This is a genomic window from Streptococcus thalassemiae, assembly GCF_903645285.1.
In the GTDB taxonomy this organism is placed as follows: domain Bacteria; phylum Bacillota; class Bacilli; order Lactobacillales; family Streptococcaceae; genus Streptococcus; species Streptococcus thalassemiae.
In genome coordinates this window covers 413,957-435,734 of the sequence record NZ_CAHJXN010000003.1, presented here as the reverse complement: position 1 = coordinate 435,734, position 21,778 = coordinate 413,957, and the positions used below count along the sequence as shown (strand labels likewise).

General features: G+C 39.8%; 25 protein-coding genes. 16 read left to right on the top strand and 9 right to left on the bottom strand.

The window, feature by feature from the left end:
• Positions 1-80 precede the first annotated feature (80 nt).
• From HWX15_RS07270 to rpmF, 3 genes are all read right to left on the bottom strand, one after another.
• On the bottom strand, positions 81-1,565 hold the full coding sequence (locus HWX15_RS07270) for an RNA-binding domain-containing protein (RefSeq protein ID WP_050243046.1): 1,485 nt from the start codon (positions 1,563-1,565) through the stop codon (positions 81-83).
• Positions 1,566-2,006: 441 nt separating this feature from the next.
• The gene (rpmG, locus tag HWX15_RS07265) at positions 2,007-2,156 is read right to left on the bottom strand and encodes a 50S ribosomal protein L33 (RefSeq protein WP_001265622.1); all 150 of its coding nucleotides are present in this window, start codon (positions 2,154-2,156) and stop codon (positions 2,007-2,009) included.
• 15 nt (positions 2,157-2,171) lie between these two features.
• A complete protein-coding gene (gene rpmF, locus HWX15_RS07260; RefSeq protein WP_000290417.1) occupies positions 2,172-2,354 on the bottom strand; it encodes a 50S ribosomal protein L32 in 183 nt (60 codons plus the stop codon).
• 230 nt (positions 2,355-2,584) lie between these two features.
• Between rpmF and ilvD the strand changes: the two genes are divergently transcribed.
• Positions 2,585-4,288 carry a dihydroxy-acid dehydratase gene (gene ilvD / locus HWX15_RS07255; protein WP_000137346.1) on the top strand — a complete coding sequence of 568 codons (1,704 nt, stop codon included), beginning with the start codon at positions 2,585-2,587 and terminating at the stop codon, positions 4,286-4,288.
• A 132-nt stretch (positions 4,289-4,420) separates the two neighbouring features.
• On the top strand, positions 4,421-4,708 hold the full coding sequence (locus HWX15_RS07245) for a hypothetical protein (protein WP_175880685.1): 288 nt from the start codon (positions 4,421-4,423) through the stop codon (positions 4,706-4,708).
• An 18-nt stretch (positions 4,709-4,726) separates the two neighbouring features.
• Here HWX15_RS07245 and HWX15_RS07240 read toward each other — a convergent pair whose 3' ends face one another.
• On the bottom strand, positions 4,727-5,068 hold the full coding sequence (locus HWX15_RS07240; protein WP_023944033.1) for a metal-sulfur cluster assembly factor: 342 nt from the start codon (positions 5,066-5,068) through the stop codon (positions 4,727-4,729).
• Between the two features lie 123 nt (positions 5,069-5,191).
• Here HWX15_RS07240 and rgg point away from each other — a divergent pair, with 123 nt between their 5' ends.
• From rgg to HWX15_RS07175, 14 genes are all read left to right on the top strand, one after another.
• Positions 5,192-6,043, top strand: a complete 852-nt coding sequence (rgg, locus tag HWX15_RS07235) for a quorum-sensing system transcriptional regulator Rgg (RefSeq protein ID WP_175880684.1) — start codon at positions 5,192-5,194, stop codon at positions 6,041-6,043.
• 314 nt (positions 6,044-6,357) lie between these two features.
• Positions 6,358-7,605, top strand: coding sequence for an MFS transporter (locus HWX15_RS07230; RefSeq protein WP_175880683.1), 1,248 nt, complete (start codon positions 6,358-6,360; stop codon positions 7,603-7,605).
• A gap of 77 nt (positions 7,606-7,682) precedes the next feature.
• Entirely contained in the window at positions 7,683-8,963 is a 1,281-nt protein-coding gene (gene hisS, locus HWX15_RS07225; protein WP_175880682.1) for a histidine--tRNA ligase, read from the top strand.
• A gap of 144 nt (positions 8,964-9,107) precedes the next feature.
• Complete coding sequence (locus HWX15_RS07220) at positions 9,108-9,422, top strand: hypothetical protein (RefSeq protein ID WP_175880681.1); 315 nt, start codon at positions 9,108-9,110, stop codon at positions 9,420-9,422.
• A 9-nt stretch (positions 9,423-9,431) separates the two neighbouring features.
• Positions 9,432-9,638, top strand: coding sequence for a helix-turn-helix transcriptional regulator (locus HWX15_RS07215; RefSeq protein ID WP_033675762.1), 207 nt, complete (start codon positions 9,432-9,434; stop codon positions 9,636-9,638).
• The gene (locus HWX15_RS09995) at positions 9,638-9,826 is read left to right on the top strand and encodes a hypothetical protein (RefSeq protein WP_254867356.1); all 189 of its coding nucleotides are present in this window, start codon (positions 9,638-9,640) and stop codon (positions 9,824-9,826) included. The genes HWX15_RS07215 and HWX15_RS09995 overlap by 1 nt, the downstream gene beginning before the upstream one ends.
• The gene (locus HWX15_RS07210; protein WP_175880680.1) at positions 9,813-10,001 is read left to right on the top strand and encodes a hypothetical protein; all 189 of its coding nucleotides are present in this window, start codon (positions 9,813-9,815) and stop codon (positions 9,999-10,001) included. The genes HWX15_RS09995 and HWX15_RS07210 overlap by 14 nt, the downstream gene beginning before the upstream one ends.
• Positions 10,002-10,012: 11 nt before the next feature.
• Positions 10,013-10,753 (top strand): DUF3169 family protein, encoded by a 741-nt coding sequence (locus tag HWX15_RS07205; RefSeq protein ID WP_175880679.1) that lies wholly within the window; start codon positions 10,013-10,015, stop codon positions 10,751-10,753.
• Positions 10,754-10,763: 10 nt separating this feature from the next.
• Positions 10,764-11,588 carry an ABC transporter ATP-binding protein gene (locus HWX15_RS07200; RefSeq protein WP_000621677.1) on the top strand — a complete coding sequence of 275 codons (825 nt, stop codon included), beginning with the start codon at positions 10,764-10,766 and terminating at the stop codon, positions 11,586-11,588.
• Positions 11,581-12,279, top strand: a complete 699-nt coding sequence (locus tag HWX15_RS07195) for an ABC transporter permease (RefSeq protein ID WP_175880678.1) — start codon at positions 11,581-11,583, stop codon at positions 12,277-12,279. Before HWX15_RS07200 ends, HWX15_RS07195 begins: the two co-directional genes overlap by 8 nt.
• Positions 12,280-12,288: 9 nt before the next feature.
• A complete protein-coding gene (locus HWX15_RS07190) occupies positions 12,289-12,930 on the top strand; it encodes a CPBP family intramembrane glutamic endopeptidase (RefSeq protein WP_175880677.1) in 642 nt (213 codons plus the stop codon).
• A 17-nt stretch (positions 12,931-12,947) separates the two neighbouring features.
• The gene (locus HWX15_RS07185) at positions 12,948-13,178 is read left to right on the top strand and encodes a hypothetical protein (RefSeq protein WP_000832181.1); all 231 of its coding nucleotides are present in this window, start codon (positions 12,948-12,950) and stop codon (positions 13,176-13,178) included.
• Between the two features lie 154 nt (positions 13,179-13,332).
• On the top strand, positions 13,333-15,096 hold the full coding sequence (gene aspS / locus HWX15_RS07180; RefSeq protein WP_175880676.1) for an aspartate--tRNA ligase: 1,764 nt from the start codon (positions 13,333-13,335) through the stop codon (positions 15,094-15,096).
• The gene (locus HWX15_RS07175; protein WP_175880675.1) at positions 15,074-16,015 is read left to right on the top strand and encodes a YitT family protein; all 942 of its coding nucleotides are present in this window, start codon (positions 15,074-15,076) and stop codon (positions 16,013-16,015) included. Before aspS ends, HWX15_RS07175 begins: the two co-directional genes overlap by 23 nt.
• 107 nt (positions 16,016-16,122) lie before the next feature.
• On the opposite strand, the gene HWX15_RS07170 is transcribed toward HWX15_RS07175, so the two are convergent.
• From HWX15_RS07170 to HWX15_RS07150, 5 genes are all read right to left on the bottom strand, one after another.
• Entirely contained in the window at positions 16,123-17,109 is a 987-nt protein-coding gene (locus tag HWX15_RS07170) for a LacI family DNA-binding transcriptional regulator (RefSeq protein ID WP_050261020.1), read from the bottom strand.
• Between the two features lie 9 nt (positions 17,110-17,118).
• Positions 17,119-17,919 (bottom strand): DUF1189 domain-containing protein, encoded by an 801-nt coding sequence (locus tag HWX15_RS07165; protein WP_175880674.1) that lies wholly within the window; start codon positions 17,917-17,919, stop codon positions 17,119-17,121.
• 261 nt (positions 17,920-18,180) lie between these two features.
• Complete coding sequence (locus tag HWX15_RS07160) at positions 18,181-19,023, bottom strand: sugar ABC transporter permease (RefSeq protein ID WP_001065647.1); 843 nt, start codon at positions 19,021-19,023, stop codon at positions 18,181-18,183.
• A gap of 1 nt (position 19,024) precedes the next feature.
• Positions 19,025-20,317, bottom strand: coding sequence for a carbohydrate ABC transporter permease (locus HWX15_RS07155; protein ID WP_175880673.1), 1,293 nt, complete (start codon positions 20,315-20,317; stop codon positions 19,025-19,027).
• A gap of 111 nt (positions 20,318-20,428) precedes the next feature.
• Positions 20,429-21,700, bottom strand: a complete 1,272-nt coding sequence (locus HWX15_RS07150; protein WP_175880672.1) for an extracellular solute-binding protein — start codon at positions 21,698-21,700, stop codon at positions 20,429-20,431.
• Positions 21,701-21,778: the final 78 nt, after the last annotated feature.

The following is a 21,778-nucleotide window of genomic DNA, read 5'->3' as shown; positions in this document are numbered from 1 at the left end:
TTGAGCCTGCGTTTTGGTTTCCGAAAATTTGGGAAAAGACAATATTATTTCAAAAATTTTTAGGAATGAAAATAAAATATTTAATATTTAGTCATGAAATCTCCAAGATTTTTGATTTGTTGTTTAATGATGTGGTATTGTTCAGTTGAGCTTTTAGGGAGAACATATCTTGTAGATCGTCCCTTACCTTCTATCTCAATATACTTTTTATTTTGTAGAGATTTCAAATTTTCTCTAAATTTATACTCAGTCATGAGAGAATTTTCGAGGACATCATTTTTAGTAATGCTACCATTTTTAATGATATATTCAAGTATTATCTTTTCATTATCTGATGTATCCGCATAAGAAGACAATAAGTCTACTTTCCAGATTGTAACAACAGTACTATCAAAGGTAGTGCTTACCTCAGGGATTTTTAGTTTATACTTTTCGGAAATATCAAAAATTTTTGGTCCACCTGATCCAGCTTTTTCGGACATCCCAATTCTACGGAATAATGAAGAGATTGTACTATTTCGCGTTTTGGAAGTTCCGCCATGTATAAATTCGGGAATAGAAATTTTCATCTTACCTGGATTTTTAAATTCATAGAAGTCTTGATAAGCTGTAATAACTATAGGAGAATCAAAGTCATAGTAAGCATGCATTAAGCAGTTTACTAAAGCTTCACGTATAGATTCAGATAGGTCTTTCTTGAATGGTAAACGGTGGGCAGATTCGTTATTAAACTCAAATCTATCATTTGTTGTAGTAGTTAATTTCTTATATGCTAAATTGAAAAAATCAAACATGTTTAAATCAGGGTACATCATATCCCCTGTTGAAATTCTATCGTTCCACCTAGTTGAAAGGGAGGTATCTTTTTCAAAATAGTCTAATTGAAATTTGGGATAACGAGAAATGATAGAATTGTACTTTCCAAAAAATATTAGTCCTCCTGCGGTTAATTTATATGTATTATCAATCCTGTCTTTTTTAAATACACCAATTTCGATTAGAAAATTTCTCAACGAAATGCTATTATATTTTGTATTACCAGTAAGTTCAATTAATAATTGCTTGTAATGTTTTATTGTATCTAAATTTAAATCATTTTCGTCAAAATTATTAAGTAACTCACTATCAATATCATCATGAGAACTAGTCATCAGATATTTAAGTTCTTCTTTATCAAGTCGAACATCGCCTTCACCTAATCTTTTATATGACTCACGATAATCATTTTTTAGATGGACGGGTTTTTGGTGAGGATTCGCTTCTCTTACAGTGATTACCATGAGTTGTTTATTTTTGCCTGGAATATCAATGTATTCAATATCATTATCTGTAAGTAAGTTACAACTAACTTTTTGTTTGTTTGCGACTAAAGCGAATAAATTGTCTCGTATTTTTTGAGGATTATTGACTCCTTGGTAGGGGTCAATATTTTTTTCGTCTATCCCGAGAATTATTTTCCCGCCATTTGTATTTGCAAATGCTGAGTAGGTTTCCCAGAAAGATTCTGGAAGATCGTTTTTAGCTTTTTTGTATTCTAAATCAACCCCTTCAAATTTTAAGTCCATATTTTCCCTTCCTAAAATATAATGTTGCTTAAATTTATTTTTTTAAATGATTGTCACGCGAAAAAGTAAATTTGATAGATAATTAAAATCTTTGATTTCATCGTATTTCTAAGATATATTTTAAAATATTCACGCGAAAATCACGCGAAAATCGCGCGAATATTTGTAATCAAAATTCAATTGAAAAATGTAGAATTTTCAATAATAAAATAGATGGATTTAAAATCTATTTTATTATAACACAGAGATAAGAAAAAATAGATAGTGAGACGAGTTTAAATAGGATTACTCGTTATGAAATGTTAATTACTTTTGATGGCTTAACAAATATTATCAATAATGTAGTCATTCGAATGATTCTCATTGCAATGTACTGAAATTAACAAAAAGAAAAAACGCTTGAATCAGCGTTTTTCTTCTGTATTGATTCGTATTGAATGCTTACTTAACTTCGGTAAACACAACGTGTTTGCGAAGTTTTGGTGAGTATTTCTTCAATTGAAGACGGTCTGGAGTGTTACGTTTGTTTTTAGAAGTAAGGTACAAGCGTTCACCAGATTCTTTGTGTTCAAGTGTAATATTTACGCGCATGGTATCTCCCTTCTATTATTCAGCTGATGCAGCTTTAGCGATTTTACGTCCTTTGTAGTATCCTTTAAGTGATACACGGTGAGAACGTGAGTAATCTCCAGTAGTTTCGTCAAAGTTTACAGATGGAGCTGTTACTTTGTAGTGTGTACGACGTTTGTTTTTCTTCGCTTTTGAAGTGCGACGTGCAGGTACTGCCATTTTGATTTCTCCTTTAGGTATTTATATTCGATTCAATCTACTGATTTTCATCAACCATACTAGGATAACACATTTTTTGTGTAAAGTAAAGTTACTTGACAAAAAAAGATGAAAAAATTAAAAGGTCATCAACCAAATTGATCGAAATTTTCTGAAAATTCAAGAATTTTCTTCTGTTCATTGCCTTTAAAATGTGCTATAATAGTAAAAACTGAAATGGGAGGGAACAAATGACTGAATTAGATAAACGTCACCGCAGTAGCATTTATGACAGCATGGTAAAATCGCCAAACCGTGCCATGCTTCGTGCGACTGGTATGACAGATAAGGACTTTGAAACACCGATTGTTGGGGTTATTTCGACTTGGGCGGAAAATACACCATGTAACATTCACTTGCATGATTTTGGGAAATTGGCTAAAGAAGGTGTCAAATCTGCAGGTGCTTGGCCTGTGCAGTTTGGGACTATCACTGTAGCGGATGGGATTGCCATGGGAACGCCTGGTATGCGTTTCTCTTTGACATCTCGTGATATCATCGCGGATTCCATCGAGGCGGCTATGGGAGGTCACAACGTGGATGCCTTTGTTGCTATCGGTGGCTGTGACAAGAACATGCCTGGTTCTATGATTGCTATTGCTAATATGGATATTCCAGCTATTTTCGCTTATGGTGGAACTATTGCACCCGGAAATCTTGATGGCAAAGACATCGATTTGGTTTCTGTCTTTGAGGGGATCGGAAAATGGAACCACGGTGATATGACGGCTGAGGACGTGAAACGTCTTGAATGTAATGCCTGCCCTGGCCCTGGTGGCTGTGGTGGTATGTATACAGCTAATACCATGGCGACTGCTATCGAAGTTCTCGGTATGAGTTTGCCAGGCTCTTCATCTCACCCAGCTGAATCAGCTGATAAGAAAGAAGACATCGAAGCAGCAGGACGTGCGGTTGTTAAGATGTTGGAGCTCGGTCTTAAACCATCAGATATCTTGACTCGTGAAGCCTTTGAAGATGCTATCACTGTAACTATGGCTCTCGGTGGTTCTACAAACGCCACTCTTCACTTGCTTGCCATTGCCCATGCTGCCAATGTTGACTTGTCACTTGAGGACTTCAATACGATCCAAGAACGTGTGCCACACTTGGCCGACTTGAAACCATCTGGTCAGTATGTCTTCCAAGACCTCTACGAAGTCGGTGGTGTGCCTGCGGTTATGAGATATCTCTTGGCAAATGGTTTCCTTCATGGAGATCGCATCACATGTACTGGTAAGACAGTTGCTGAGAACTTAGCTGACTTTGCAGACCTCACACCAGGTCAAAAAGTCATCATGCCACTTGAAAATCCAAAACGTGCAGATGGTCCGCTTATCATCTTGAACGGGAACCTTGCACCAGACGGTGCGGTTGCCAAGGTATCAGGTGTTAAAGTGCGTCGTCACGTTGGTCCAGCTAAGGTATTTGACTCAGAGGAAGATGCGATTCAGGCTGTTCTGACAGATGAAATCGTTGATGGCGATGTAGTTGTTGTTCGTTTCGTTGGGCCTAAGGGTGGTCCTGGTATGCCTGAGATGTTGTCACTTTCATCCATGATTGTTGGTAAAGGTCAAGGAGACAAGGTTGCCCTCTTGACAGACGGACGTTTCTCTGGTGGTACTTATGGTCTAGTTGTTGGACATATCGCTCCTGAAGCTCAGGATGGTGGACCAATTGCCTACCTTCGTACAGGCGATATCGTTACGGTTGACCAAGATACCAAAGAAATTTCCATGGCCGTATCCGAAGAAGAACTTGAAAAACGCAAGGCAGAAACAACCTTGCCACCGCTTTACAGTCGTGGTGTCCTCGGTAAATATGCCCATATCGTATCATCTGCTTCACGCGGAGCCGTGACAGACTTCTGGAATATGGACAAGTCAGGTAAAAAATAAACTCAAAAAGCAAGCCAATCTCGGCTTGCTTCTTTTCATCTCCAAAAGTGATTTGCCTGCTTATACTCAATAAAAATCAAAGAGCAAACTAGAAAGCTAGGCGCAGGTTGCTCAAAACACTGTTTTGAGGTTGTGGATAGAACTGACGAAGTCAGCTCAAAACACTGTTTTGAGGTCGCAGATAGAACTGACGAAGTCAGCTCAAAACACTGTTTTGAGGTTGCAGATAGAACTGACGAAGTCAGCTCAAAACACTGTTTTGAGGTCGCAGATAGAACTGACGAAGTCAGCTCAAAACACTGTTTTGAGGTTGCAGATAGAACTGACGAAGTCAGCTCAAAACACCGTTTTGAGGTTGCAGATAGAACTGACGGAGTCAGTAACATATACCTACGACAAGCCGACTCTGACGTGGTTTGAAGAGATTTTTGAAGAGTATTAACGAGGTGGTAGTCCAAGGGCAATACGGCCATAGCGACTGATTCGTGTGATTTTCCAAGCAGGCGACCAGGTAACTTCAACCTTGACATCTTCGATACCCTCGATTTGTTTCAGACCTGCCACGATTTCGATAGGCAGGCTTTCGGCACAATCGCAGGCAGTATCGGTGAAGGTCATGACAATCTTACAGAGGCCTGTTTCGTCTAGATTGATTTCATAAATCAGCCCTAGATTGTAAACATCCAATTCCACATCTGTATCAAAAACCTTCTCTAGTTTTTCGATAATTTGGTCTTGTATGGCCAAAGCACGGTCATTGATTTTGATATCGTCTCTCATTACAGTCCCTCCACGTAATAAATATCCTCTATTTTCTCATAATTCTGACAATTTGGCAAGTTTTTGATGAATTTTCTGAAAAATATGATAAAATGAAGAAAATACTGAATCAAGGGGAAGTCTATGGAGCAGATTGGAAAAGTCTTTAGACAATTACGAGAGTCAAGAAATATCTCGCTGAGACAAGCAACTGGGGGACAATTTTCACCGTCTATGTTATCTCGCTTTGAAACAGGTCAGAGTGAGCTTTCGGTGGAAAAGTTTCTATTTGCCCTAGAAAACATATCTGCCAGTGTGGAGGAAATCCTCTTTCTGGCGAGAGGTTTTCAGTATGATACAGATTCTGAGTTGAGAAAAGAAATCATAGATGTCTTGGATCCAAAGAATATAGCTCCGCTTGAGGACTTGTATCGCAAGGAGTATCAAAAGCATGCCCATTCTCAAAACAAACAGAAACATATTCTAAATGCCATTATTATCAAGTCTTATATGAAGAGCATAGATGAAAGGGTGGAGTTAACAGCAGAGGAAGGGAAAGTTCTTCATGATTATTTGTTTTCTACCGAGATTTGGGGAATCTATGAACTCAATTTATTTTCAGTCAGTTCACCATTTCTATCTGTTTCTCTTTTTACTAGGTATGTTAGAGAGATGGTACGAAAATCTGATTTTCTAATGGAAATGTCTGGTAATCGAAACCTTTTTCACACTATACTATTGAATGGTTTTTTAGCCAGCATTGAGTGTGAAGAATTTACCAATGCCTCTTATTTTAAACGTGTTATCGAAGAGCATTTTTACAATGAAAATGAAACCTATTTCCGAATTGTCTATTTGTGGGCTGAAGGTCTCCTTGATAGCAAGCAAGGTAGAGTCAAGGAAGGCCAGAAAAAGATGGAAGATGCTGTCCATATTTTTGAGATGTTAGGCTGTGACAAATCTGCCGAGTACTATAGAAAAACGACCGATTGTTGAATATCTGCAAACTAAGAAAATTATTTGAAATTTTAAGCGATAGAACTATTGACCTCTCTCATGTCACTGGATAAATTCTATCGTTTCTTTTTGCTCATTTTATTTGTTGCATATATTCAAAAGTTTTTCCTCTAGAATTTCTAAGTGCTATACTATAGTCATACTTCACATAAAACTTATACTCTTCGAAAATCTCTTCAAACCACGTCAGCTTCATCCACAACCTCAAAACAGTGTTTTGAGCAACCTGCGGCTAGCTTCCTAGTTTGCTCTTTGATTTTCATTGAGTATTCGAACAAGAAGGGAGATTATCTATGAAATTATTGTTTAGAAATCAAGCTTATCGTCTCTTGACTTTGTCACGATTCTTCAATGCTTTTGGTGCTTCGATTTTCAACCTGGTATTTATCGTCTATGCATCGACCTTATCACAAGCATCTTTTGCGGTTGCTATGGCGAATATTGTCATGCTTCTTCCGACTCTCTTTACAGTTTTTGTAGGGATTCGGGCAGATTATACGAGGGCCAAGGTCAAATGGATGGTCTATAGCGGTTTGTTTCAGGCGATTTTATTTTTTCTAGCAGCTCTAGTTGTCCAGCAAGCTAGTCTATTTGCCTTTTCTAGCCTGTGTTTAATCAATGTCATTAGTGATGTCATCAGTGATTTTGCAGGTGGTTTGCGCATGCCTCTTATTAAGGAAAAAGTAGCTGAAGAGGATTTGATGGAGGCTTATTCTTTTTCCCAGTTCATCACCTATATTTCAGCTATTGGTGGTCAAGCTTTTGGAGTCTGGCTCTTAGGTCTATCGGTCAACAATTTTTCCCTCGTTGCGGGAATCAATGCCTGTTTCTTCCTAGTATCAGCCGTCATCCTCTTTTTAGGAAAAAGCAAATTGAGCCTGTCAATGTCATCTGCTGATGGTGAAATTCTAAAAAATGAGAAGCTTTCTATCAAAGATCAGTTCCTAACAATTTACCGAAATTTACGTCTCGTTTTTCTTAAAGGTGGACAGAAAAACTTTGGCTTCATGCTCTTTGCTGTCTTGCTTATCAATGCCTTGGGTGGCGCTTTAGGAAGCATCTATAACATCTTCTTTTTGAGCCATTCTCTTTTGGACTTTTCTTACACAGAGGCATTATTTATCAGTCAATTCTGTGCTTTGTTAGCAATCATCATCAGTAGCCTTACGGGCAATGATTATTTTGGGAAGCAGTCCCTGCCTAGATTGATGATGTGGGCTACCGTAGGGCTCACTCTAATTGGTCTGGCTAACGTATTCAATCAAGTCGTGCTTGGTTTGCTATTTCTCTTTTTAACTTTGTATGTGTCTGGTAAAGTTTCACCAAAGATTAGTGCCATGCTCCTGAAAAATCTAGCTCCAGAGGTTCTAGCTCGTACCAGTAATTTTTTAGGTTTATTGTTTACCTTGTCCATACCTGTGGGAACAGCTTGTTTTTCACTAGTAGCCATATGGAATATACAGTTGACTTGGATGCTATTTGTTGGTCTTTCCTTGTTGGCTATTCTTTTGACAGGTCTTAATCTCAAAAATGATATCTAAATCCTAAATTTTTTCTCACTGTTTTAATCCCTCTATTTATGGTAAAATAAGACTATTAAGTTTAAAGAGGGTTCCCTATGAAATTACAAAAACCAAAAGGAACGCAGGATATTTTACCTGCTGAATCTGCCAAATGGCAGTACGTTGAGGGCTTTGCCCGTGAGATTTTCAAGCGCTATAACTATGCAGAAGTGCGCACGCCTATTTTTGAGCATTACGAGGTTATCAGTCGCTCTGTCGGAGATACAACGGATATCGTAACCAAGGAAATGTACGATTTCTATGACAAGGGTGACCGTCATATCACCCTCCGTCCAGAAGGAACTGCGCCCGTTGTCCGTTCCTATGTGGAAAATAAACTCTTCGCCCCAGAAGTGCAAAAGCCAAGCAAGTTCTACTACATGGGCCCTATGTTCCGCTATGAGCGTCCACAGGCAGGGCGTTTGCGCCAGTTCCACCAGATTGGTGTTGAGTGTTTTGGCTCTAGCAATCCAGCTACCGATGTGGAAACCATCGCGATGGCAGCTCACTTCCTGAAAGAAATCGGTATCCAAGGTGTCAAATTACATCTTAACACTCTTGGAAATCCTGAGAGCCGTGCGGCCTACCGTCAAGCCTTAATTGACTATTTGATACCGCTCAAGGAGACCTTGTCTAAGGATAGCCAACGTCGCTTGGAGGAAAACCCTCTTCGTGTCTTGGACTCTAAGGAGAAAGAAGACAAGGTGGCAGTAGAGAATGCACCGTCTATCTTGGACTTTCTTGATGAAGAAAGCCAAGCTCATTTTGATGCTGTGCGTCAGATGTTGGAGAATCTTGGAGTAGATTACATCATCGATACCAATATGGTGCGTGGTCTGGACTACTACAACCACACCATTTTCGAGTTTATCACTGAGATTGAGGGCAATGATCTGACAGTCTGTGCGGGTGGTCGTTACGATGGTTTGGTTTCTTACTTTGGAGGCCCTGAAACTGCTGGCTTTGGTTTTGGACTTGGTGTAGAGCGCCTGCTTCTCATTCTTGAAAAGCAAGGTGTGGCTCTCCCTATCGGAAACGCCCTAGATGTTTATATCGCAGTCTTGGGTCAAGGAGCAAATGTCAAGGCCTTGGAGTTGGTGCAAGCCCTTCGCCAACAAGGTTTCAAAGCAGAGCGTGATTACCTCAACCGTAAGCTCAAAGCTCAGTTCAAGTCAGCCGATGTCTTTGCGGCTAAGACCCTCATCACCCTAGGAGAGAGCGAAGTCGAAAGCGGACAAGTAACGGTCAAGAACAACCAAACCCGAGAAGAAGTGCAAGTGTCTCTTGAGACAATCAGCCAAAACTTCTCAGAAATCTTTGAAAAATTAGGCTTTTAATAGTAAATAAACTGGTCAGGATCTTATTCCTGACCTTTTTCTTTTGCAAAATGACAAAAATCATAAACTTTTTGACAAATATGCTTGTCAAAAAGAAAAAGATGTGTTACAATATAAGCAAGTTAAGAAATAGGAGGGAGCCACATGTGGGTATGGATTTTGTTTCCTTTTCTCGTCTTGATTTATATGAGTCAATCTAAGAAAATCAAGCGGATAGAGAAGAGGTTAAAGGTAATCGAAAGAAAAGAGAAAGGAAATATAGAAATGTCAAGATTATTGCAAGAAATGATTGGAAAGAAACCAACAATCATTGGAGAACTATTTGGAACAAATTTTTGGGAAGTTGTGGATGTTGATGAGGAATGGGTCAAGCTACGATATGTAGACAATACGGGAAAAGAAAAAATCAAGTTGCAACGTATTGAGGATATTCAAACCGTTGAATTTGACGGAGAGTAGGTGTGTAACATGCAACTAAAAAATCGTCTAAAAGAGCTTCGGGCTCGCGATAGCCTCAATCAAACCGACCTAGCTAAACTGGCAGGGGTTTCCAGACAGACCATTAGCCTACTAGAACGGGACGAATACACCCCGTCCATTATCATTGCCCTGAAAATATCTCAAATTTTCAACGAAACAGTCGAATCGGTATTTCGCTTGGAGGAGGACGAGTGATGAACAAGTATAGAGTGATTTATTATATAAGTGTTCTTATCCTTATTGTGAATGCTTTCGCTATGGTTGGAACATTACTGGGGTGGTTCTATTTTGTTGAAAGTAAGTATTTGTTTTGGGTTAACTTAGTCCTCTTATCCATTTTCAATTGGTTAAAGAAAAAGGAGAAAAATGATGAACAAGTATAAAGTAATCTATTATGTAGTTGCCATAGCTCTATTAGTCAGCCTGTGTCTACTAATTGGAACAAATCTAGGATGGTTTGATCTCTATTATAGCGACCAATTTATCTGGGCCTACTTTGCCCTCATCCCAGTAATTGACTGGATTGAAAAGAAATCCAAAAATCTAGCAAGTGAATAAGGAGAATGAATATGGAAAAGAAAAAGAAACGTGGATTGTTGTTTTTAATGGTTGTTGTCTTGGGATTTTTCTTGGGCATTTTTGTAGGGATGTTTAAGGCTGTTGCCGAATCCCACGGAATTATGTTAGATGTAAAAATCTTGATACCCTGGATATCAGCTATTTGTTTACTGTTAGGTTTCATTAGCATTCTTTTGACTTTCAATTTCTTAAAGAAAAGCAGAAAATTTCATTCCTTGTATCAAGAGGAAATGAATGATGATCTGAATGAAACCTATTATGTGCAAATGTATCGGAATCTCGAGTTTGGAACCATTGCTTTTAATATTGCAAGTGTAGCGATTTTATTGGCTCTTTTCATCTCAGGTAGTGAAGCGGTTGTACTAAATGGAAGCCATATAACCTTATCTCTTTCTTTTTTGGCATTAGTGCTGATTTTCAGTGTTCAAAAATATCTTTTTAAGACCATTGCGATTGTTCGTCAGTTTGATTTGGCATTTTTCTCTATTCCAAAGGATATGTTAGATTATGTCAATTCTTACGATGAAGGAGAACGACAAGCTAATTTGGAACAGAGTTTTCGGATTTTATTTCAATTAAACCAATATGTTTTACCAGGTTTGTATATTTTGATTGATATCGTTTCTGTACTTACGGGAGAAATTCAGTTATTAGGTCTTTTAACTGTAGCTGTAGTCCATATTTATATCAATATAATGTATATACCTATGGTAAAACGCTATTTCAAATAAAGGAGTTTCTATGATTCGTGTTGAAAATGTAAGCAAAAGTTTTGGGAGCAAAAAAGCTCTTCACCAGATTTCTTTTGAGATTAAGGAGGGCGAAATCTTTGGTTTTCTTGGCCCTTCTGGCTCAGGTAAAACAACCATGATCAACGTCTTGACAGGTCAGTTGGCTGCAGATCAAGGTAAAACAGTTTTGTTAGGCAAGAATTCTCAAGATTTAACCTCAAATGATTTGGAACAAATTGGTATTGTTAGTGATGGCAGTGGTTTTTATGAAAAGATGAGTCTTTACAAAAATCTTCTCATCTATGCTAAGTTATATGGTCTCAAGTCAGATAGAGTAAATCAGGTGCTCCAACAGGTTGGATTGGCAGATGCTAAAGATATTATCGCAGAAAAGTTATCTACAGGAATGAAACAACGAATGTTCTTGGCTCGTGCCCTTCTGAATGCTCCTAAGATTCTCTTCCTAGATGAGCCAACCAGTGGCTTAGACCCTACAACATCTAAGATGATTCATACCCTACTCCAAGAATTAAAGCAGGCGGGGACAACTATCTTTCTGACCACGCATGATATGAATGAAGCAACTCTGCTTTGTGATCGCTTATCTCTTTTGAATAAGGGAAATTTAATAGAGTATGGAAGTCCGCAAGATATTATCCAGAAGTACCATGTGGATAAGAAAGTACGTGTGGTTTATAATGATGGACGAGAACAGATAGTTCCATTTGAAGAATTACCACATTTAGACACGACAGATTTGATGGTGGTTCACTCTTGTGAGCCAACTTTAGAAGAGATCTTTATCAGATTAACAGGAGAAAAGTTAGATGTTTAGAAAATTAAATGCCCTACTATGGTTAAGATTACAAGTTCTTATTAGTAATTCAACTTTGTTGGCGACTTTATTGATGCCTTTTGGTATTGCTGTTCTATATAATGAATTCATGAATAAGAATGGAGAATTGAGTATGTTTCTCCTCTCTACGAGTTTGACCATGGTCTTGAGTATGGGAAGTGGTTATATGGTATCGATTATGATGGCAGAAGATAAGGAAAAACGAAATCTTAAATCACTCATCCTAAGTGGTGTGACAGCAACAGAATATACTCTTAGTATGCTCGTCCTCCCTATGTTGATTATGTTGCTTGGAATGATTTTACTCCCAGTCTATCTTAAAGTAGATCTATCAGGTTACTTATTTGCCTACGTTATCTATTTGCTCCTAGCAACTATTAGTATTATTTTTCTCAACCTTCTAATCGGTGTGGTGTCAGATACTCAATCTAAAGCGCAAGTTTATAGTATCTTCCCTATGTTAATTGTCTCTTTTTTACCTATAATTGCTCTTCAAAATGATACGGCTCAAAAAGTGTTGGATTATTCGTTCATCGGTCCTATTGTAAATCTTTTAAATAAAAAAGGTGGGGAAATATCTTTTTCTAATATCGGCATGTTACTTGCATGGGTACTTGTGTTAGGAATAGCAAACCTCTTTGTATTGAAAAACAGCTATAAAGCAAGATAGGAGACTTTTATGAAATTACTTAAAAATTTTGGCTGGTTTCTTCTAGCTGTTCTATCCTTTTTATTTATCTATGGCTTCATTCAGGGGTTGGCGACCTCTTCGCTTGCCTTAGGTGCTTCACCTTATGCTGTTACCCTACTCTATGTGGCCTTGGCTGGAGTTTATGTGTACGGCATTTACAAATGGTATCAGAAAGCTCCTGTTCATATTGAGAAGAGCGGCTTCAACCGATTTATTTGGCTTCCTGCCTTGGTTTGGTTCTTATCTCTGGTTGTCCAGTTTTTCTTGCCAGATGATCCTTCAGTAAATCAACAAATAGCGACAGACTTGACCTTGTCTCAACCACTTTTCTCATTCTTTGCGGTCGTTATTTTTGCTCCTTTGACGGAAGAACTTATCTTTAGAGGGATGTTAGCACGCTACCTCTTTCCTAAGCAGGACAATAGTAAACAAACTCTGATTTTTCTTCTGGTATCCAGTGTTTTGTTTGCTTTGATTCATTTCCCAGGTGATGTGCAACAATTTTTTGTCTATTTTAGCCTTGGTTTTAGTTTAGGCTTGGCTTATATTAGCAGAAAAGGTCTGGTCTACAGTATTTCTCTTCACGCTTTGAATAATTTAGTCGGCTTTTTGATGATTCTCATGCTATAATAGAGTCAGGAGGTCACATGAAACGAGTAATTTTATTAGCAGTGATTCAAGCAGTTGTTCTATTTTTCATTATCGGGGCACTAGCTTATGCCTTCAAAGGCGATTTCTTCTACAATTATCTAGCAGTTGTCTTTGCCCCTATTGCAGGTGTACTGCGTTTTGGGACGGCTTACATAACGGAAATTGTCTTGCCTCGAAAGGCAGCCGAAATTGCTGAAAAGCGTAAAGCAGGCAACAATTCAAAATAAAAGAGTCCGGTGAAGTTCATCGGATTTTTGTTTTGGCGTTAATTTTTAGGTCCTTCACTTGATTTTTAAAGACTGACAAACTTTTCTGCTGATTTTCATGAAGAGCCTGCGCTTTTATGGTAAAATAGTAACAGAATAAAAGAGGAGAGAAACAATGAAACGTAGTATGTATGCTGGTCGTGTTCGTGAGGAACACATCGGACAAGAAATGACCTTGAAAGGATGGGTTGGCCGTCGTCGTGACCTTGGTGGTTTGATCTTTATCGATCTTCGTGACCGTGAAGGAATCATGCAGTTGGTTATCAACCCTGAAAAAGTTTCTGCAGAGGTCATGGCAACAGCTGAAAGCCTTCGTAGCGAATTTGTTATCGAGGTGACAGGTCAGGTTGCTGCGCGTGAGCAAGCCAATGATAAGTTGCCAACTGGTGCAGTTGAGTTAAACGTGACAGCTCTGACAGTGCTTAATACAGCTAAGACAACACCATTTGAGATTAAGGATGGCATTGAGGCCAATGACGATACACGTTTGCGTTACCGTTATCTTGACCTTCGTCGTCCAGAGATGTTGGAAAATCTTAAACTTCGTGCTAAGGTGACCCACTCTATCCGCAACTACTTGGATGAGTTGGAGTGTATCGACGTGGAGACACCATTCCTTTCTAAGTCAACGCCTGAAGGGGCGCGTGACTACTTGGTACCATCTCGTGTTAATAGAGGGCATTTCTACGCTCTTCCTCAAAGTCCACAAATTACTAAGCAATTGTTGATGAATGCTGGTTTTGACCGCTACTACCAAATCGTCAAATGTTTCCGTGACGAGGATTTGCGTGGAGACCGTCAGCCTGAGTTTACCCAGGTCGACTTGGAAACGTCCTTCCTTACTGAGCAAGAAATCCAAGATATTACAGAAGGCTTGATTGCGCGTGTGATGAAAGAAACCAAAGGTATCGAAGTAACGTTGCCATTCCCTCGTATGAAATACGATGATGCTATGGCTCTTTACGGTTCTGACAAGCCAGATACGCGTTTTGACATGTTGCTTCAGGACTTGACAGAAGTGGTCAAAGGTGTAGACTTTAAAGTCTTTTCAGAAGCACCTGCTGTAAAAGCCATTGTGGTCAAAGGCGCAGCGGACAACTACTCACGTAAAGACATTGATAAGATGACCGAAGTAGCCAAACAGTACGGTGCCAAAGGTCTTGCTTGGGTCAAGGTGGTTGATGGAGAATTAAACGGACCAGTTGCTAAGTTCTTGACTAGCATTCAAGCAGAATTGACAGCAGCACTTGCGCTTGAAGATAAGGACTTGGTTCTCTTTGTAGCAGATACGCTTGAAGTGGCTAATGCAACGCTCGGTGCCCTTCGTGGACGTATTGCCAAAGAGCTTGGCTTGATTGATAACGATAAATTCAACTTCCTTTGGGTGATTGACTGGCCAATGTTTGAATGGTCTGAAGAAGAAGGCCGCTACATGAGCGCCCACCATCCGTTCACCCTTCCACAGGAAGAGACTGCTCACGAATTAGAAGGTGATTTGGCTAAGGTTCGTGCCATTGCTTACGATATCGTTTTGAACGGTTATGAGCTTGGTGGTGGTAGCCTTCGTATCAACCAAAAAGACCTTCAAGAACGCATGTTCAAGGCTCTTGGTTTCTCAGCTGAAGAAGCAAATGACCAGTTTGGTTTCCTTCTTGAAGCCATGGACTATGGTTTCCCACCACACGGTGGCTTGGCTATCGGGCTTGACCGTTTTGTCATGTTGCTTGCTGGAGAAGAAAATATCCGTGAAGTCATTGCCTTCCCTAAAAACAATAAAGCAACTGACCCAATGACGCAAGCTCCTTCAACAGTCGCTCTCAAACAACTAGAGGAACTCAGCTTACAAGTAGAAGAAGATGAAACAAGCAAAACGAATTAAGCGGTGGCGCTATTATCTGCGCCGCTTTGCTTATCAGATAAAAATTTTACGTGTCTTACAAAGTATCTCTCGAGAAAAATATGATGAGAAGATTTCGGCCTCTCTGGTCTATGGTTTTTTATCAGCAGTGGCGGTCAATTTCTTTTTCCAACCAGGGCATGTGTATTCGAGTGGTGCGACAGGTCTGGCACAGATTATCTCTGCCTTGAGTAATCACTGGTTTGGTTTTCATATTCCGATTTCGCTGACCTTCTACGCCATTAACTTCCCTTTGATGGTCTTGGCCTGGTATCAGATTGGTCATAAGTTCACTGTCTTTACCTTTATCACGGTATCCATGAGTTCCTTCTTTATCCAGTTTGTCCCTGTGGCAACCTTGACGGAGGATCCCATTATCAATTCCCTTTTTGGGGGTGTTGTCATGGGCTTGGGGATTGGTTTTGCTCTTCGAAACAATATCTCCAGTGGTGGAACGGATATAGTCAGTCTGACCATTCGCAAGAAAACGGGTAAGAATGTTGGTAGTATTTCTTTCTTGGTAAATGGGACCATCATGCTGATAGCAGGTTTGACCTTTGGTTGGAAATACGCTCTCTACTCTATGATTACCATCTTTGTCTCTAGCCGTGTGACAGATGCGGTCTTTACTAAGCAAAAGCGTATGCAGGCCATGATTGTGACCAATCATCCAGACAAGGTAATTGAAAAAATCCATAAAAAATTGCACCGCGGAGCAACCATGATTCACGATGCAGAAGGGACCTATAATCACGAGAGAAAGGCAGTTTTAATCACTGTCATTACACGTGCAGAGTTTAATGAATTTAAACAGATTATGACACAAGTGGATCCAGGGGCCTTTGTCTCCGTATCGGAGAATGTTCATATTCTAGGAAGATTTGTTGAGATAGATAACTAGTGACTAGTACTTAAAATGAGTCTTCCCATAATAAAACGCATACTATCAAGTTTTTAAACACCTGATAGTATGCGTTTTTTGCTTTTAACGACTTTTTGCCCAGTCTCTTATTTTTCAATAATTTTGTGGGCGATCAACTGACGGTAGCAGATTTGTCTATTTTCTTTAGAATCATTGATGATACAGAGAATAGTTTCTAAAGAAGTGCGTCCGAGGGCTAGGCTATTGATATCTATATAGGCTGCCAAATTGAGCTTAGGATTAACCGAGTCAAAGCTGAGAACAGGGACATCCAGCTGGTGTTTGGCAATATAGTCACAAACACCTTCAGCTAGGAGGCTATCGGTTGTGATGATAGCATCAATTTGTGGATCGTGCTTGAATAATCGCTTGCTAAATTTATAGCCCTTTTCTTCCAGAAACTCGTCTGCAAAGTAGATGCGATTGGTGTCAGTGGTAAGTTTGTAATGTTTAAGCGCCTGTTCATAGCCTGTTAAACGGTCTTTGGTCACGAAGAGCTTTTTACTTCCTCCGATAAAGGCAATGCGTTTGCAGCCTTTTTTGATGAAATATTCAGTTGCATCAAAACCAGCTTGAACATTGTCGTTGTCGACAAGTGGGATGAAAGGAGATAGAGATTTACCTAAGATAAGGAAGGGGAACTGTTCTTCTGCTACGAGTTTTACGAGAGGATCTTCTTCTTGGGCATAGAGAAAGATTAGCCCATCTACACGCTTACCGTAGACCATTTGTGAAATAGCGTTGAGACGCTCCTTCTCATCTTTCCCTGTTGCTATCTGAATGGCATAGTGGTTTTCAGATGCGACTTGAGAGATGCCACGTAGAACCGATGGAAAGAAAGGATTCTGGTAGAAGGCATCTGAGTCATCAGGAAGAACTAAGCCGATAACTTGCGTATAACTGCTTACCAAGCTACGAGCGTTGAGGTTTGGGTGGTAGTTGAGCTCCTTCATAGCCTTGCGAACGCGTTTTTTTGTTTCGTCGCTAATGGTTGATTTATTTTGAATAACACGGGTTACGGTTGAAGGTGAAACACCAGCAGCCTTGGCCACGTCTTTAATCGTAACGGGCATAAAAATCTCCTATTTATGGTAATCTGGATCACGGAAATGTGTTTTATAAAAGATAGTGACCAGATAAAGGACAAAAAGAATGTTTTGTACAGTAATCAGGGTTGTCATATTTTGGCCAAATAATCCCAAAATAAGTGTAATCAGAGTTGGTAATCCTAAACAGTTCAAGATAAAATGGTAGCACTCTTTAAAGGTTCTAAATGAAAAGAGGCGTGATTTCTTAGTGATATAAAGGAGAAGACTCGCCCCTAGAGAGACGATAAAGAAATTCAAACCAAAGAGGAAGCTGGCACCGAGAACTAGGAAGAGACTGATATAGACACGATTTTGTTGGTACCAGTCTTTAGAAATCGCTTGGGTCAAGCTGTCTTTGTTTTTGAAACTCTCAGTCTGAATAGCTCGGTAATAGATGCGTGTCAACTCTTTACTTTCCTTGCTGATGACCAGTTCTTTTGTGTCGAAATGCAGTTGCAAGTCCTTAGGTAATTCCTTGCTTTGACTGGGGCCAATCACAACAGAAGGCGATTGACTAGCTGTGCCTGTATAAGTTAATGTGCCATTAAGAATTCTAGCATGCTCAGAGAGATCCTGGACAACCTCATCTGTCAGAGGTTCATAGACATTATCGATAAAGGTTTCTAGCGGATAGGTCTCCTGCGAGCTGTTTTGAATGGCAATGGGTACCATCGACAAGCTGATAAGGAAGATACTGGTAAAGAGAAGCTGAAACCAGTTGAGCCCGAAACGTTTGGACAGGGGCTTACGAAATCCCCAAATACTTGAAAAATAGGAAAATGGATATGGAAGCATAGGTATCTTTCTAAAAGGTGTTTTCTATATGAGTATTATTATATAGAGAAATGTGCTTTATTTCAAGTCTAGGAGAAAAATTGCTTGTTGTAAGGACATTACTTACAGTAACAATCGCTAATACTCAATGAAAATCAAAGTGCAAACTAGAAAGCTAGCCGCAGGTTGATCAAAACACTATTTTGAGGTTGCAGATGGAAGCTGACGTGGTTTGAAGAGATTTCCGAAGAGTATAAAATGAAAAAGGGTGGCGGGGATATATTATCCCTTGTCGCCACCACTTGTGAGTCCTGAAACAAAGTTCTTTTGTAGGAAGAAGAAGAGAATACAGATTGGAAGGGCGATGAGGATAGCACCTGCTGAGAAGTAGGCAATCTTCAAGTTTTTCACATTGCTGACGAAGGTTTGGAGACCTACGGCAACAGTAAAGTATTCTTTCTCACGAAGCAAGAAACTAGAGAGGATGTAGTCCCCAAAAGGTCCCATGAAGGCCCAGAGAGCTTGTACGGCAACCATTGGGCGAACAAGTGGAAGAACAATTTGCCAGAAGCGGCGGAAGTGTCCTGCACCGTCTAGTTTTGCAGATTCGTCTAAAGACATTGGCACTGTATCGAAGTAGCCTTTCATGAGCCAAGCATTCATCGGGATACCACCACCAACGTAGAGGAAGATGAGGAACCAGCTGTGGTTAAGGGCGTTCAACATAAGCGCCATAACGAAGAAGGCTGTCAAAGCGGCCATGGTTGGCACCATTTGGATAATCAAGAAGAAAACCAAACTTTGTTTACGAGCCAAGAAGTTATAACGGCTGTAAGCATAACCAGCAAGTACGATGATACTTGTTTGAACAGCCATGGTAATCAAGGCGATAATCAAAGTGTTGAGGTACCAAGTGCCGTACAAGGTTTCAGTGAAGAGGCCTTTAAAGTTATCAAAATTGAGGTCGATATTAGTATCTAGTTTAAAGGCTGAGACGTTACCTGCTTTAAAGGCTGACATGATGGTAATCAAAAGTGGATAGATAATCACGATTGAAAGGCCAATCAGGTAAAGGTAAGTAAGGGTTTGAGTCAGTCTACGTTTGAGTTTAATTGAGTTATTCATCTTAGACGTCCTCCATATCAAATGCGTGTAGTTTCTTGAATGCGATCATAGAGATTGAGATGACAATGATAGAGATAATCAAGGTAACAGCTGCCGCCATTGAGTATTGAGGAGATGTACCTGTTGTCAAACGGTAGATCCATGAGATCAAGATATCGGTTGAACCAGCTCCACCACCGACACTACCAGGACCACCACCATTGAAGAGGTACATGATAGAGAAGTTGTTAAAGTTGAAGGTGTATTGGCTAATCAAAGTAGGTGCCGCAACAGCCAAAATCATTGGGAAAGTGATGTTGCGGAATTTTTGCCAAGCATTAGCACCGTCAATATAAGCTGCCTCGTAAAGGTCGTTAGGAATAGATTGCAAGATACCCAAAGTCAAAACGTAGATGTATGGGAATCCAAGCCAACCTTGCATCATAATCAAGGCAATCTTAGTCCAAGTTGGGTCTGTTTTCCAAGGGATAAGAGCACCATCAAGGAAAGGAAGGAATTTAGCAAAGATTGGCAATACTTGAGTGTTGATAGCACCGACACTATCGTTAAACATGTTTGAGAATGTCAAGATAGTGATGAAGGCTGGAACAGCCCAAGGAAGAAGGAAAATAACACCGAAGATACGTTTTCCTTTGATAAACGGTTGGTTAGCAATGATAGCTGTGAAGATACCAATTACGATTTGTAAAGTAGAAGCTGCCAAAGCCCAGATGATAGTCCAAGAAAGAACAGACCCAAAGGCTGAACGGAAGGTACTCAAGCTCCAGATATTACTAAAGTTTGTCAAACCAACCCAGTCCAACAATTTGTTTGGTGGTAAGTGTTGGAAGTCATAGTTAGTAAAGGCGATCATCAAGGTTACGATAACTGGGAAGATAATCGCAAAAGTCATTGCAATATAAGATGGAATGATCAAGAGGTAAGGGAAGCCATTTTCATAGATTCCTTTGACCATTTCTTTGAGGGTACGTGGAACTGGAATTCCATTGTTAATGCGTTTTGCAATCGTATGTGCATCTTTAATATTTGCGAAATAAAAGAGTACATAAACGACTACAAAGATTAAATGGAAGGCACCACGAATCAGCATAAAGAGGGAATTGTCACGACCTGGCTTGTCACCAAGAGTGATGAGGTTGCTCAATTCAGGGGCTGCAAGTGCTAGGAAATAAAGGACAAATACAATGGTTACACCAAGGAAGATAAAACCTTTGGCTTTTTGTTTATTGTAAATCTGTCCTAACCCAGGAACGATAGACAGCAGGGCTGCTTTACTAGGTTGTTGCTTTTCCATAATAACTCCTTTCATAGGATACTGCTTTTTTATAAGAAAGCTAAATTATTTGTGTCTCTATTGATAAATTCAAAGGGGGATTTGATTTCCACCCCCCTTGAACAAACTTTTTTATTCACCAAATTTTTGTTTAATTGTTTCTTTGATCAATGTTACAGCGTCGTTAGCAGATGTTTTCGCATCTTTTTGACCACTTACAGCATCAAAGAGCATATTTTTCGCTGGATCCCAAACTGCAGACATTTGAGAGATGTTTGGAATTGGTTGAGCGTTCTTGAACTGTTTGATAACAGCTGTTGTCAACTCATCGTTTTTACCTTCAGCGTATGAACGAGCTTCGGTGTTAGCTGGAATTTCGTTAGTTGCATCGTAGAAGGCTTTTTGTTGTTCAGTTGAAACAAGGAAGTCTACAAATTTTTGAGCGCCTTCAAGGTTCTTAGTGCTTGATGGGATGATCCAAGCTTTACCCCCACCGAATGCAGCATATTCTTTTCCGTTTGGAAGAGTTGGGATAGTAGCAACACCGTAGTTTACTTTAGCATCTTTGAAGGCTTGAGCTTTCCAAGGTCCGTCGATGATAGCAGCTGTTTTACCTTCTTGGAATTGAGTTTGGATTAAGTTTCCAGCACCTTCAGTATCTTGCATACCTTTAGGCCATTTTTCGTACCAAGATTTAGCGTAGTTGATACCTGCGATAGAACCGTCGTTTGCAAGACCGATGTCTTTAGCGTCTTTACCGTTTTGTCCGAATACGTAAGCGCCGTTACCAGCAAGAAGTCCGTATGCATAGTAGAAGTTTGTCCAGTCAGCTAGGAAGGCAGTAGTTTTTCCATCTTCTCCAGCGAAGGCATATTTGCTATCTTTAGCAAGGTTTTCCAAGTCAGCAAATGTTTTTGGAGCATCTTTCACCAAGTCTTTGTTGTAGTACATAACAAGTGACTCGATAACGGCAGGAGCACCGTAAACTTTACCATCAGCAGCGGTTACAAGAGATTTAGTTGTGTCGTCTGTTTTAGCACCATCGCTCAATTTCACTTCTGAAAGTTGGCCGTCAGAACCAAGACTACCTACACGGTCGTATGGAGCCATCATAACGTCAGCAGCTTGACCTGATTGGTTGTCAAGAGAAAGTTTGTCAAGTCCACCAAGTTGGTCACCAGATTTGATGTTAATTGTTGTGCCTGATTGCTCTTTATAAGCTTTGGCAACTGTTTCAGCATAAGCTTTGTATTGGTCTTCAACGTAGAAAGTGAGTTCTTTGGCTTCAGATGAACCAGAATCAGCAGGCTTATCAGCAGTTTTGCTTCCGCAAGCTACCAAAAGCAGGCTAGCAAGTGTAACAGTTCCAAGCACAGCAGCGCTCTTCATGAATTTAGATGACATAGTGTATTCCTCCTAAAGAATAACAAGTTTTATTGACAAGGAAAACGCAAACGTTTTCCTTTATGAGCTTAGTATAGC